The sequence below is a fragment of the Streptomyces virginiae genome, from assembly GCF_040638905.1.
GTDB classification, from domain to species: domain Bacteria; phylum Actinomycetota; class Actinomycetes; order Streptomycetales; family Streptomycetaceae; genus Streptomyces; species Streptomyces virginiae_B.
Window position 1 is genome coordinate 1 of sequence record NZ_JBEZYV010000049.1, and the last position, 13,306, is coordinate 13,306.

Sequence of the window (13,306 nt, forward strand, 5' to 3'; positions counted from 1 at the left end):
CATGATCGCGGCGCAGGGCGTCAGCGAGCTGGGCATCGAGAAGCAGGACTGGCCCCAGATGGCCACGGTCGAGGCCATCGCCGCCTCGGGCTCCCTCCCGTGGTCTCCCACGGGGACGACGCCCCTCATGCAGGCCGGAAGCCGGTCAGCTCACCCTTCCCTCCTGGAACCGAGCTCGCCCGGCTTCTTCGGCACCCAGGGGTACACGGCGGTGGCGTCCTTGGGGTCCGGCTGGCCCATGACCACGCGCCAGCCGTCGTCGCCCACGGTCCGGACCTGGAGTTCCTTGATCTGGCTGGTGTCGTGGAAATACAGCACGACCACCTGCCTGGTGGAACCGGAGTCGTAGAAATCCGCAGTGACCTTGCCACGGGCTCCTTGGCCGAACGCCGCGATCCAGTTCTCGGCGGTCTTGCGGGGTTCCCCGTCAGTCCCGAGAGCGGCGAGTTCGCCCGCCTGGCCGTCGGCGATCCCCCACACCACCCGCTGGGTGATCTCCAATGTCCCTCGGCTCGGGTATCCGACCACGGCCAGCGGTTCGTGCTGGGAATAGTCGTCGTCATAGGCGAGGTCCGACCCGGCTGAGCAGCCCGTCAGGACGGAGACCGCCATCAGACAGCCCAGGAACGCCGACCTCACCGGTGCGGTGCTCAATTCGTGCTCACCAGTCGGATCGCCACCACGCTGACGATGGGGTTGTCCCCGCCGCGGTACCGGCCGATGGCCGCGTTCAGGGTGGTGTGGTTCGTCCAGCCGTGCTGGGCGAGGTTGACCTGGCCCTGGCCCCTGCCGGTCACGACCGCCGCGTGGTTGTACACCCCCTCCCTCTTCCACTTGAAGAAGAGCAGGTCACCGGAGCGCAGGGAATTGACGTCGGTCACGTAGTACTGGGAGCGGTAGCCGAGGAGATGCCGGCGCAGGTTCTCCGCCCCCGACCAGGCGAAACTGTTCTTGGGCCACACGGCCCAGCTCGGATTCTTCCACCAGGCACTGTCCGACCGGTACCAGCCGGTGCGCATTTTCATGCCACCACCGTAGTAGAGGGCCTTCGACGCGAAATTGGTGCAGTCCTGGTCGTACTCCTTCTTCACTCCAGTGTTGTGGAAGGCCCAGGCACCGGTGCCCGCCGCGTTGAAGTACGCGGCCGGCTGCGCACCGGGCGCCGCCGGCGCCTCCACGGGGAAGCCGTCCGCGCCGAGTGTGAGCGCGCCCGAGTCGTCTGCCGCGCCCGGCTCCGCAGGTGTGGCGACGACCTGGGTGCCGGCGGTCGCCGTGGTCGACAGAGTCTGGCCGGCACTGGTGTCGTCGGACTCGCTCTCCAGCTTCGCCGCGTCGCCTGTGAGGCCGAAGACGAACCGCTTGGTGCTCGTGTCCTCGGACACCTGGTCGACGCCGTCGATCCGCACCGTCATCGTCTGGACCACGGTGGTGCGTACCAGTACACGTCCGGCCGTCGAGCCCTTGGCCACCACGGTGTCCGTCAGCGCGGAGGAGGAACCGACGTAGGCCTGGCCCTTGCCCTCCAGCGCTTCACGCGTCGCGACGAGGGCGCCTTCCTGCGTGCCCAGGAAGTCACCGAAGGTGGTTCCGTGCGGGGAAGCGGCTGCCGCATCGGCGGCGGTCAGGCTGAGGCCCGTGACCAGCTTGCCCCGGGCGCTCAGATAGGCCTGGACGTAGTCCTTGTAGCGGGTCGCCCCGCCGGGCACCGATGCCCCCTGGACGGACGCGGAGCGCGACACCGGACCGGTGCCCACGGCGTTCTTCGCCGTCACCGCCACCCGGTAGGACAGGGAGTTGTCGAGGCCGGTGAAGGCCGCACGGGTCGCGGCGCCCTCCCAGGTGCCCACCACGGTGCCGTCGTTCTTCTCGGCCTTCACCACGTAGCCGGTCTCGCCGGTCGCACCCCCGTCGACGGGAGCGTTCCACGTGGCGAGCAGACCGGTGTCGCCTGCGGTGGCGACGACTTCGCTGACCGCGCCGGGAGCCGTCGGCGGCAGGTACTCGATGGTGAGCCTGGGCCGCTTGGTGGCGTCCGTCGCCGCACCCGAGTGGTATGCGGCGCCCTGCACCGTGCCGGGGACGGTGAGGGCCAGGCCTTCGTTCTCGCCGCGGTCGAGCCAGGACTGCACGAGCATCCCGAACTCGATCTCGTTCAGCGCGATCTGGGAAGCGTAGCTTTCGGTTCCGGCGGCGGTGAGGAGATCCTTGCCGCTCTGCGCCGGGGTCCACGGGGCGGACAGCTCGAAGACGTCAGGCTGCTGCACCACGCACTGCGTGGTGCAGTCGGCCCTGCTCAGCGACAGCTTGGCCGAGGTGACCCGGGCCCCCTTGGGGAGCCCGGCGAAGTTCGCCTTCAGCCGCGTCGCCCACGAGTGGCCGTCGGCCGTCCCCAGCCGGAGCTGACCGGCGGGAGGCGTGGCGCAGCCCGCCGTGGCGCAGTCGGTGGCGACCGACGCACTCTCGAGAGCGGCGTCACCGAGTACCAGGGACTGCGCGGCGGGCATCGGAGGCAGAGCCTGAACGCGCACCGTCATGTTCTGTTCGGCCGACCAGGGCGAGCACCCGGTGCTGGTGCAGGCGCGCACGGACCAGCGGTAGGTCGCGCCGTCCGTCAGCTTGCCCTCGGGGATCTGCAGGGCGGCCCGGTTGCCGCTCTCCACCCATACGGGGGGCAGCGGCAGGTTCGGGACCGGGTTGCCGGCCGAGTCCTTCAGGGAGAACTCGGCACTCACGCGCGTTTGCGCCGGGGTCGTGACAACCGCGGACAGGATGGGCGTCAGGGTTTCCTGGGCACCGGCCTGGATGTCCTGCGGGGCGTCAGGCAATGGGCTGACCGTGAAGGTGCTCCAGTTGGACCAGGGCGACCAGCTGTTGCTGTAGTGGGTGCCGTCGTAGGGCGAGGTGCGGAAGCGGTACATGCGCCCGTGCTGGAGCACGCCCGCCGGTACGACGACCGAGGCCGGGGTGCCTTGCGGGACGAACGGCGACACCAGGTTGCCGCCGACCTGGGTGTTGGTGGCGGCGTCGAAGATCTGGAAGGTGCCGTTGACCGTGTCGCCGTTCTTGTCCGCGAACGTGTCCCGCAGGATCGGCGTCGTCGTCTCGACGCGCCAGGCGGGGGTCTTGTCCTGGACGAACGGAGGGCCGGCCTCCTGCTTGGTGCCGGTCTGCGGACGGTAGTTGTAGGTCACCGTCAGCTTCGGCGGGTTGGAGGTGGCGTTCGCGGAGTTGACGCGCTTCCACTGCCCGACGACCGACTCCGACGTGGCGCGCAGGCCCATGCTGGACAGCGTCGCCTTTGCGGACGCCCACGTCTGGACGAGGGTGGTCACGTCGGCGTTGATCCAGCCGTCCGGTGCCGAGCCGCAGCCGGGGTTGCCGCGGGTCTCGGTGGAGGTGGCGTACTTGGTGCCCATGGCGGGCTGGTTCGTCCAGCGCGACGCGGTGCTCGGGGTGCCCGAGTCCCAGACCTCCCACGGCTGCGCGACGCAGTCGGTGTTGCCCGAGTGGAAGTTCCACAGGGACAGCTTGGCGTCGGAGACCAGTGCGTCCGCGATCGGCGCAGTGTTCCACGTGATGAACGAACGCGCCGTGCGGAAGGTGCCGTTCGCGTTCTTGGTGCCCGGGTTGCCGAGGTCCAGCTCGGTGTCGCCCGACCAGTCGACGGTCTCGCCCTGCTGGACGTAGGTGTCGAAGACGTTGCCCAGCGAGGAGGTCGAGGGGTCCACGGTCACGGGGTACTTGGTGGCCGGGTCCGCGAGGAACTTCGCGTCCGGGGTGACCACCAGGTCGACCGTGCCCTTGCCCTGGACGACCTTCATCGCCACGGGCACCTTGCGGGTGTGCTCGCCGGAGACCGGATCGACCGTGGAGTCCCACATCACCGGTGCCGGCATGACCGCGGTCTTCTTGCTCCTGCGATCGGTGAACTGCACGCTGCCGTCGGCCTGCTGTTCCACCTTCAGGCCCTTGGCCACCAGCGGCAGGGTGTACGCGTAGTTCCCGCCGGCCGGACGCTGCTTCAGCTCGACGAATTGCTCGAAGCCGCTGCGCGTGGCCTCGATGACGACGTCACCGCCGGGCACGGCGTTGGTGTACTCGGCGCGGGCCCCGTCGAGCTTCGGCGACGGCAGGGCGCCCTTCCACTTGAGGGTGATCTGCTGCTCGCCCTCGCCCAGCGTGACGAGGTCGGTGCTGATGTAGTTGACGGACGGCGCGGCCTGGGGCGCGGCCTGGGGCACGGCTTTGGCCATCCGCGGGAGGCTGCCCGCGGCCAACTTCAGGCCCTGCGGATGGGCCTTGGACGCGACGGACCCGTCAGGGGCGTGGCCCAGGGTCACGTCGACCCCGCGCCAGGCGCGTGCCTGCTGGTCGTAGAAGCGGATCGGTCCGGCGGCCACTTCGGTCGTGAGCGTGCCGTTCGGGTTGACCCATGTCGTGGACGTCTCGGACCGCTCCGAGACCGCCTCCACGCGGTGCCCCGCCGTCCGCGCGGCCACCCGGGCGCGCGCGAGGTTGAGTTCTTCGGTCACGGCGCCGGGCTTGGCCGTGGCGGCCTCGGCCGGAGCGGCGCCGGCCGGGTGCGAGCTCTGGATCAGGGTGGCGGTCACGATGAGTGCCGCTCCGCCCGCTATCCAGTGGGTGGTCCCCCAGGGCCCTCTTCCACGGCGTCTTGCCGTGGAGAAGCGAGTAGCCATACTTCCTCGGTCTTTCTGCGAGTACCCGATGAACCAGGTACGAGGGGAGCAACGTAGCGCCCTGACCAGGCAGTTCGTACTCGTAAACGGACAAGCGGGACACAACTTCTGTCGCAGTGACGCAATTCACGCCATGACTGGATCTGGCTCCAGATGCGGCTCGGCGTCAGGCCGTCTACTGAGGTGGGCGCCGGCTGCGCCGACGGGCGGGGCGGGCGGGTCCCTTCAAACGGAGAGCGGTGGACCGGTGTGCTCCTGTACGGACGGCCGGTCCCCGTCCGTGGTTTCGGTCAGCCCCGCGACATGGTCGGTGACCATGTCGAGGATGGCCGCCACGACTTCGGCGTCGCCGAGCACGAGGTGGTTGAGGGTCAGCCCGTCCGTCATGGCGGCCAGGTAGCGGGCCAGTACGGGTACCGGTACGCGCAGCTCGAAGGGCATGAGCAGGCGGAGCTGTTCGATGAGCTCGGTGTAGGTGTCGGAATACAGCTCGTACTGGCGTCGCGCCAGGTGCTCGAACCCGGGCCGGCGCAGGGCGTACTGCGTGAGCTCGTAGGTGAGCATGTGCTCGCCCGGGTTGGCGGCGACGTGGTCCCAGTACGCCTGGAAGCCGGCCCGGATGGTCTCCCGCAGGGTGGCCCGGGGCCGGATGGCCTCCCTCGCCACGGTGATGCCGTGCTCGGTGATCGCCACGATCACGGATTCCAGCAGGGCCTGCTTGGACTCGAAGCAGTAGTGGAAGACGCTCAGGGACACGCCGGCCTCGGCGCAGATCGACCGCGTCGTCGCCCTGGCGGCGCCGTCGCGGGCCATCACGCGGATCGCCGCCTCGGTCAGCTGGCGGCGTCGCTCGGCCGACGGCATGCGTGCCATGGGCGCTGGTTCCCTTCGTTCCGTTCGTTCCTAGCGCAGTGGTGCAGTGGTGCAGTCGCGGCAAAGGCGGCCGGGGCCGGCCGGATCGGCGGATCCGGCCGGCCCCGGCCCCGGGACCTGAATGGGTCGGCTGAGCGGCGTCAGCTGCTGTAGACGCCGACCTCGTAGAGCGAGTAGCCCCACTTGGTGCCGCGCTGCACGCCGTGGACACGGACGTAGCGGGCCGTGGTGCCGGTGAAGAGCGCCGTGTCCAGACCGCCGTCACCGGTGGTGGTGGACCACGCGGACTGCCAGTCGGTGCCGTCGTTCGACAGCTCGATGCGGTAGGCGTGCCCGTGTGCCCGCTCCCAGTCGAGCGTGACGCGCTTGACCAGGTGGGCCGCACCGAGGTCGATCTGGATCCACTGGTCGTCGCTCCAGTCGCTCGCCCAGCGGGTGCCCTTGTTCCCGTCGACGGCCCGGGACGGGGCGTAGCTCGTGAAGGGGTTCCACTCCGCCGAGCTGGCCGCCGTGGACGCGCCCGCGGCGAGGTTCACGCCCGCCTTGTGCTTCTCGGACGAGCCCCAGGTGGTGAGGTAGGACTCGGCGCCGCGGAAGAGGTCGTCGACCACGTCCTGGCCGCCGACGAGCCGGATGTCCTCGATCCAGTCCGGGACCAGGCCGTAGTGCGAGGCGCCGTCGGTGTTGAGGTCCCAGGTGCGCTGTCCGGTGGTCTGCTTGTCGATGACGGAGCCGCCGTCGACGCTGCGGAACGGATAGCGCACCGGGTTCGGGGTGTCGGCCCCGCGGGGGCCGGGCCAGCCGCCGACGCCGTTCATGTCGGTGCCGTAGCCGTAGCCGACGTTGTACTTGTCGCGCAGGGCGTTCTTGGCCTTGGCCTCCGCGCTGAAGCCCTCGGCCCCGTTCATGTACTGGGCGACGAATCCGCCGAGCTTGTACAGCCGCTCGGTCCAGTTGTCGTCCATCCAGCTGTGCGAGGAGATGATGCCCGGGTAGGACTCGGACTCCAGGATGTCGAAGGCCCGGCCGGCGGCCTTGACGCTCATGTGGTCGATCTCCAGCATCATCTTGCGTTTCATCATCCCGCGCACCGCGTACTCGCCCAGCTCGGTCAGGCCGCGGGTGTTGCACTGCGCGTCCGCCGCGTACGAGGGCACGGACACGCCCGCCGGAAGTTCCTTCTGCGCCTGTGGAGCGGCCGCGAGCCCGATGGGGTTGTCGTGCTGTGGGCCGGTGCACTTCTCCGTCTTCCAGAAGGTGCCGGTCGACAGGAACTGGCCCACGTTGATCGCGGTGCCGAGCGCGCCCTGGTCGAAGCGGACGCCGCACAGGGCGTTGTCGAACTTGTGGCAGAGGAACATGCTGCGCACGCCCAGCTTGTGCAGCTCGTCGAGGCCGCGGTCGACGTCCTCCTTGCTGCACTGCGCGATGTCGAGGATCTGCTTGCAGCCGAACGGCTCGGAGGTCTCGACGCCCAGGACGACAGCCAGTTTGCCCTGCTTGACGACTTCGCGGGCCTGGGCGGAGTCGGTGACGATCCGGAACCAGCCCTTTCCGGGGCCGCCGTACATCTTGTCGATGTAGGCCTGCATGTCGTACGTCTTCTGCGCTTCGAGGCGGATGGCGGTCATCTCGTCGCAGCCTCGGTCCTTGAAGAAGTAGACCGAGCAGATCACGCCGTTGGTGACGAGGTCGTTGACGAGCACCCGCTGGCCGCCGCGCCAGGCGCGCTCGACCCAGGCGTAGTAGTTCTGCTGGTGGGTCAGCGAGTCGTGGGCGGGCCAGTCCTTGAAGGTCGGCCAGCCGTTCGGGTCGTGCTTGCCGTCGCCGCCCTTGGTGATGAAGTCGAAGATCGCCAGGGTGCCGTCCGGGTAGTGCTCGGGGCAGTCCTTGAGCGCGTCGGCCACGCCCATTTCGGAGAAGGGCCTGCCGCAGATGAGGCGGCCGCCGAAGCCCTCGTTGGACATCAGGTGGTCGTGCGCGTCGACGAAACCGCGCACCCGGCCCTGGGAGTCGGTGCCCTTGAACGGTTCGCCGGTGATGTTGATGTCGGAGTCGGGTGCGGGCCGCGCCACCGGATTCCACCAGCCGGGGTCGGCGGCGGAGCTGGGCACGGGGCCGAGCACCATCGCCACCACGGCGAGGAGCAATGACAGGACCGCGAGGGGGCTGCGCCTGTGGTGCGTGTGTCGGGAAATGGTCATCACTCACGTCTTCGGTCAGCGGATGGCGCGGTGGAGGAGCCGGACCCGTTCGGGGACGCGACGGCCACACGGGAGAGCTGATTTGTCATGAACCCGCAAACGGTGATCCGAGAATCGCCACTGGCGCCGACAGAGTCAAGAGTCCGGGACGGATGACCTGATGATCCGTCAGTAGCCTACGTCAGTAGCTCCGCTCGGGGAGTGGCGGTACGGGCGGGCGGGGTCCGGCGTGGCCGGTCGGCCGGAGACGCCGGGACGGCCTACCGTCGAGCCATGAGTGCGATGGCGGTGGTGTACGAGGTCGAGGAGCCGGTGGCGGCGCACCCCGACGGGACCGTGGACGGCGGCGGTGAGGCGGTCGTCGTGCGCGTGCACGCGGCGCCCGCGGCGCCCGGGATGTCCGGTGTCCCCGGTCCGCGGACCTTCTGCGGCAGGGACACCTTCGCGATGCGGGCCGCCCCGCCGCAGCCGGGGCAGGCGGGGCAACCCGCCGGGCAGCCCGGCGCGACGTGGTACGACACGGAGTACGCGGACCGGGTCTGCCCCGCGTGCGACGACGCGGTGGGCACCGACTGAGGCGCCGGGCCGGCGCGGGTCCGCCGGGTGGGCGTCAGCGCGCGTTGCGCTCGGGCAGGTCCGTCTCGGCCGGCGCGAAGCCGAAGCCGCGCGCGCCCTTCTTCTCGGTCTGCTTCCCGCAGAACGCGGCTTCCAGGGTGCCGCCGAGCGCCGTGTTGGCCTCGCCGCGGTTCGAGGTGTTCGCCATCGCGGACAGGCTGCGCCGGCCGTCGCGCGTGGAGAAGGCGTAGGTGTAGAAGCCCTGCACCGTGCCCGTGTGCCCGTAGACCGACGTGCCGCAGGAGAGGTCGTAGCGGCGCAGACCCAGTCCGTAGAACCGGGTGTTCGTGGCGTCGGTCGGGGTCGCGGTCACCATGGCGTCCAGCAGCCGGGGCGGCAGCAGCCGGCCGCCGAGCAGCGCCGACGTGAAGGTGTTCAGGTCGGCCGGGCTGGAGATCACCGCACCGGCGGACTGGGCCCACGACACGGTCTGCTCGGTGGAGTCGACCAGCGGCGCGCCCGCCTCGTCGGGGTGCAGGTAGCCGCGGGCGTGCAGGCCCTTGATCTCGGTGTCGGGATGCACGTACGCGGTGCTGCGCAGGCCCAGCGGCTTGAAGATGCGCCGCTCGTACTCCTTGCCCACCCGGTTGCCGGTGGCCTTCTCGATCAGCATGCCGACGACGACGAAGTTGGTGTTCGAGTACTTGTACGCCACGCCGGGCTCGGTGGTCCTGGGCTCGCGCAGTGAGAGGTCCACCAGCTCCTGGTGGCTGAACACCCGGTTGCGCACGGCCTCGAAGCCGGGGACCGTCTGCTCGAACATGGCGTCCGTGTAGTCCGCCAGTCCGCTGCGGTGGGTCAGCAGATGGCGCACCGTGATCCGGTCGTCGGGCAGCAGGCCGGGCAGGTAGCGGTTGACCGCCGTGTCCAGGTCGATCTTCTTCTCCCCGACGAGCTGGAGCAGGACCACGGAGGAGAAGGTCTTGCTGACACTGCCGATCCGGAAGCGGGCCCGCGGGTCCATGGCCGCGCCCGTGGCCTTGTCACGTAGGCCGACGGCCCGGGTGCGGACCCCGCCGGGGCCGCTGAAGCGGGCCATGGCGCCGGGCGCTCCGGCGGCCGTCGTGTTGCGCAGCGCCCGGGTCAGCGCTTCGAGATCGGGGGCCGCGGTCCCGGCCGCCTGGGCGGTGGCCGCGGGGGTGACGGCGGCCGTCACGGCGAGCAGGGCGGCGGTCAGGGCGAGACGTCGGTGCACGGGCAGCGGCACGGTGTTCCTCTGGTCGGTGGTCAGTCGGCGGCACAGGGCGGGGCGTCGCGGACGGCCGGACGGCGCGACCGCGACGGGCCCAGAAAGATCATCGATCAGGAGCGGCGGCGGCGTGAGCCGCAACGCGCTGTCCTATGAAGGAAGCTCCAGCAGGCGGAGGGCTTCCTGGCGCATTTCCACCTTGCGGACCTTCCCGGTGACGGTCATGGGGAACTCGTCCACGACGTGCACGTACCGCGGGATCTTGAAGTGGGCGAGCCGGCCGGCGCAGTACGCGCGGACGGCGTCCGCGGTCAGCGGTTCGGCCCCCTCGCGCATCCGCACCCACGCCATCAGCTCCTCGCCGTACTTGGGGTCGGGCACCCCGATGACCTGGACGTCGAGGACGTCCGGATGTGTGTGGAGGAACTCCTCGATCTCGCGCGGGTAGAGGTTCTCCCCGCCGCGGATCACCATGTCCTTGATCCGGCCGGTGATGCTCAGATAACCGTCGTCGTCCATGACGGCCAGGTCGCCGGTGTGCATCCAGCGGGCCGCGTCGACGGCCTCGGCGGTCCGCTCCGGTTCCTCCCAGTAGCCGAGCATCACCGAGTAGCCGCGGGTGCACAGCTCGCCCGGCTCCCCCCGGGGCACCGTCCGCCCGGTCCGCGGATCGACCACCTTCACCTCCAGGTGCGGCCCGACACGGCCCACGGTGGACACCCGGCGCTCGACCGAGTCGTCGGCGCGGGTCTGCGTCGACACCGGGGAGGTCTCCGTCATCCCGTAGCAGATGGACACCTCCGTCATGCCCATCCGCTCGATGACCTCCCGCATGACCTCGACCGGGCAGGGCGAGCCCGCCATGATCCCCGTGCGCAGGCCGGACAGGTCGTACGAGTCGAAAGCGGGCTCCGCCAGCTCGGCGATGAACATCGTGGGGACGCCGTAGAGCGAGGTGCACCGCTCCGACTCCACCGCGGCCAGGGTGGCCACCGGGTCGAACGCCGGCGCGGGGATCACCATGGCCGCGCCGTGGCTGGTGCAGGCGAGGTTGCCCATGACCATGCCGAAACAGTGGTAGAAGGGCACGGGGATGCAGACCCGGTCCTGCTCGGTGTAGTGGCACAGCTCGCCCACGAAGAAGCCGTTGTTGAGGATGTTGTGGTGCGGGAGCGTCGCGCCCTTGGGGAATCCGGTGGTCCCGGAGGTGTACTGGATGTTGATGGCGTCGTCGGGGCTCAGCGCGGCCTGTGCCCGGGCCAGGTCGGCCGGGTCGCCCCGGCGGCCGCGCTCCAGCAGGGAGTCCCACAGGTGCCCTCCGAGCAGGGCCACGAACTCGAGGTCCGGACATCGCGGGTGGACCTCCTCGATCATGGCGGCGTAGTCGGAGGTCTTGAAGCGGTCCGCGGCGGCCAGCAGCCGGATGCCGGACTGCCGCAGTACGTACTCCAGTTCGTGGGAGCGGTAGGCGGGGTTCACGGTGACGAGGACCGCCCCGATCTTGGCCGTGGCGTACTGCACCAGCGTCCACTCCGCGCGGTTGGGGGCCCAGATCCCGACGCGGTCGCCCTTCACGATGCCCAGGTCCAGCAGCCCGAGGGCGAGGGCGTCGACATCGGCGGCCAGCTCCGCGTACGTCCACCGGCGGTCGGCGGCCACGTCGACGAGGGCGTCGCGATCGGGGAACCTCCGCACCGTGCGGTCCAGGTTCTCGCCGATGGTGTCACCGAGCAACGGCACTTCGCAGGACCCGGACGCGTAACTCGATGCGGCAGACACATGGACCTCCTGGACGGGCGGACGGGCGGGCGGACGGGCGGACGGGCGGGCGGATGGACGGGGCGATCTGGGGCGATGGCGCCTGAAATATACTGATGGGGTGACTGAGGACCTCTTGCCAGCCTGCCCCGAGTGTGCGGGTGCCTACGCCTACGAGATGGGCTCGCTGCTGATCTGCCCCGAGTGCGGGCACGAGTGGCCCCTCACCGCCGGCGCCGGACCGGCCGAGGCGCCCGAGGAGCGGGTGATCAAGGACGCCGTCGGGAACGTGCTGGCCGACGGCGACACCGTGACGGTCGTCAAGGGGCTGAAGGTCAAGGGCAGTCCGACCGGCATCAAGGCGGGCACCAAGGTGCGCAACATCCGCCTCGTCGACGGCGTGGACGGCCACGACATCGACTGCAGGATCGAGGGCTTCGGGCAGATGCAGCTCAAGTCCCGTGTGGTCCGCAAGGTCTGAGGAGACCTGGGGGATCCGTGGCATGGAAAAGGCGCCTGCCGGGCGGAGGCCGGGCAGGCGCCTTCGTCGTACGCGTGGGGGGCGTGTCCGCAAGGCAGCGCCGACCGCCCGGGTACCGGACGTACCCGGGCGCGCCCGACAGCGAGCATGGCGAGGTGCGGTGCCAGGCACCGCGGGACCGGCGGGACTTTGCGGACACCCCCTGGGGCAGGCCAGGGCGCGGTGAAGGCGCGCGAGGGGCGCACGGCCTGGCGTACGGCTTGGCGTACGGCCTCCAGCAGCAGCATGCCCGGGGCGTGTCGACGGGGTGGTCGAAGGACATCGGGTGGTTGATGTCGGTCCGCGACTGCGCGCGTTGCATGGAGCTGGTGGGGGACAGCACCACGCCGTGGAAGCGGGTCGCGACACACCAGCCGGGGCGTCACAGGCGGCGGGAGGGGGACGATGCGGACGGGCCACCTGGTCGAGCTCGGCGTTCGCGCCGCGCAGGCGCTGTAGACGGCCTCGGGCGGGTGGGTGAAGCCGGCCTCGGCGGTGCCCGGGAACTCCCGGTCCCGCGTGGCGGTGACGTACACGGTCGGGCGGGCGAGCCCGCGGGTCCCGGCGGGCGATGCCCGAGCAGCGAATGTGGAGCATCCCGGCGGACGGAGAACCGCCGTCGCTGCGCGCGACGCTGATGGGCGTGGCGGACGGCTGGACGGCCCTGACACCGCCCGGCGGCTGCAAGTACGACGGGCGACGGCCGGGGGCTCTGGCACGTGCGGGGCATGACCCGGTTTCACGCCGGGGGAGCTCGACGCTTACCTGCCGGGCATCCACCGGCTGCCGCTCGGCGAGGAACTCTGACGCGGAGGGCCGGCCGCCCCGTGCCTCAGCCCAGGTCCGAGGCAGTAGGCACGACCACGCCGTAGAGGTCGGCGATGGTCGCGAGGGCGCCGTGGTGGACCTGCTCCGCGGGCAGCCCGGCCACCGCCGAGCGCAGCGGCCGGGTGGCGCAGGCGTCGGCGACCACAGTGGGGCGGTTGCCGCGCAGGAAGGCGCCCTCCGCGGTGAAAGCCACGCACATGTGGGTCATGAACCCGACGACGATGACGTGCTCGTTGCCCGCGGCGTCGAGGATCTCGCCGAGGTCGGTGCCGACGAACGCGTTGGGGGCGGCCGTCTTGACGACGACGCTCTCGCCGTCGAGGGGAGCCACCCGGGGGTGGATCCGGCCGATGTCCTCGCGGATGTCGTACGGGGTCCCCGCGCCGCCGTCGTGCTGCACGTGGACGATCTTCGTGCCGGCGGCCCGGGCGCGGGCCAGCAGGTCGGCCGCGGCGTGGAGGGCGGTTTCCCAGCCCGTCAGCTCCAGCACGCCGCGGGTGTAGGTGTTCTGGTAGTCGACCAGGATCAGCGTCGCCCCGGCCAGCGGAGCCGGGGTCTGGTCGAGGCCGTTGAGCTCGCGCAGGGTGGTCGTGTTCACGGGCGCGGTCGTGGTCACGGGCGC

9 protein-coding genes and 1 pseudogene are annotated in these 13,306 nt (G+C 70.6%); 2 read left to right on the plus strand and 8 right to left on the minus strand.

From position 1 onward, the window contains the following. Nucleotides 1–150: 150 nt before the first annotated feature. The 5 genes and pseudogenes from AB0F82_RS35545 to AB0F82_RS35565 form a co-directional block, all read right to left on the minus strand. Complete coding sequence (locus AB0F82_RS35545) at nucleotides 151–654, minus strand: hypothetical protein (protein ID WP_356814274.1); 504 nt, start codon at nucleotides 652–654, stop codon at nucleotides 151–153. Then, nucleotides 651–2,534 (minus strand): amidase domain-containing protein, encoded by a 1,884-nt coding sequence (locus AB0F82_RS35550; protein WP_362635276.1) that lies wholly within the window; start codon nucleotides 2,532–2,534, stop codon nucleotides 651–653. The genes AB0F82_RS35545 and AB0F82_RS35550 overlap by 4 nt, the downstream gene beginning before the upstream one ends. Before the next feature lie 267 nt (nucleotides 2,535–2,801). Further along, a pseudogene (locus AB0F82_RS35555) lies at nucleotides 2,802–4,610 on the minus strand (DNRLRE domain-containing protein); the annotation flags it as partial. A gap of 312 nt (nucleotides 4,611–4,922) precedes the next feature. Beyond that, nucleotides 4,923–5,570 (minus strand): TetR/AcrR family transcriptional regulator, encoded by a 648-nt coding sequence (locus AB0F82_RS35560; protein ID WP_362635217.1) that lies wholly within the window; start codon nucleotides 5,568–5,570, stop codon nucleotides 4,923–4,925. 140 nt (nucleotides 5,571–5,710) lie between these two features. Beyond that, nucleotides 5,711–7,774 carry a galactose-binding domain-containing protein gene (locus AB0F82_RS35565; RefSeq protein ID WP_362635220.1) on the minus strand — a complete coding sequence of 688 codons (2,064 nt, stop codon included), beginning with the start codon at nucleotides 7,772–7,774 and terminating at the stop codon, nucleotides 5,711–5,713. Between the two features lie 273 nt (nucleotides 7,775–8,047). On the opposite strand from AB0F82_RS35565, the gene AB0F82_RS35570 reads away from it, so the two are divergent. Next, complete coding sequence (locus tag AB0F82_RS35570) at nucleotides 8,048–8,350, plus strand: hypothetical protein (RefSeq protein WP_362635223.1); 303 nt, start codon at nucleotides 8,048–8,050, stop codon at nucleotides 8,348–8,350. A gap of 34 nt (nucleotides 8,351–8,384) precedes the next feature. Here AB0F82_RS35570 and AB0F82_RS35575 read toward each other — a convergent pair whose 3' ends face one another. Both AB0F82_RS35575 and AB0F82_RS35580 read right to left on the minus strand, forming a co-directional pair. Further along, complete coding sequence (locus AB0F82_RS35575) at nucleotides 8,385–9,596, minus strand: serine hydrolase domain-containing protein (protein ID WP_362635225.1); 1,212 nt, start codon at nucleotides 9,594–9,596, stop codon at nucleotides 8,385–8,387. A gap of 132 nt (nucleotides 9,597–9,728) precedes the next feature. Further along, on the minus strand, nucleotides 9,729–11,357 hold the full coding sequence (locus AB0F82_RS35580) for an AMP-binding protein (RefSeq protein ID WP_362635228.1): 1,629 nt from the start codon (nucleotides 11,355–11,357) through the stop codon (nucleotides 9,729–9,731). Nucleotides 11,358–11,457: 100 nt separating this feature from the next. Here AB0F82_RS35580 and AB0F82_RS35585 point away from each other — a divergent pair, with 100 nt between their 5' ends. After that, nucleotides 11,458–11,817, plus strand: a complete 360-nt coding sequence (locus AB0F82_RS35585; protein WP_362635230.1) for a zinc ribbon domain-containing protein YjdM — start codon at nucleotides 11,458–11,460, stop codon at nucleotides 11,815–11,817. A gap of 871 nt (nucleotides 11,818–12,688) precedes the next feature. Here AB0F82_RS35585 and AB0F82_RS35590 read toward each other — a convergent pair. Beyond that, a complete protein-coding gene (locus AB0F82_RS35590; RefSeq protein WP_356814276.1) occupies nucleotides 12,689–13,282 on the minus strand; it encodes an isochorismatase family protein in 594 nt (197 codons plus the stop codon). Nucleotides 13,283–13,306 lie beyond the last annotated feature (24 nt).

What these genes read in the sequence shown, in the direction of transcription:
- AB0F82_RS35550 (WP_362635276.1), bottom strand. Translation starts at nt 2,534, where the DNA reads ATGACGGTGCGCGTTCAGGCTCTGCCTCCGATGCCCGCCGCGCAGTCC.
- AB0F82_RS35560 (WP_362635217.1), bottom strand. Translation starts at nt 5,570, where the DNA reads ATGGCACGCATGCCGTCGGCCGAGCGACGCCGCCAGCTGACCGAGGCG.
- AB0F82_RS35565 (WP_362635220.1), bottom strand. Translation starts at nt 7,774, where the DNA reads ATGACCATTTCCCGACACACGCACCACAGGCGCAGCCCCCTCGCGGTC.
- AB0F82_RS35570 (WP_362635223.1), top strand. Translation starts at nt 8,048, where the DNA reads ATGAGTGCGATGGCGGTGGTGTACGAGGTCGAGGAGCCGGTGGCGGCG.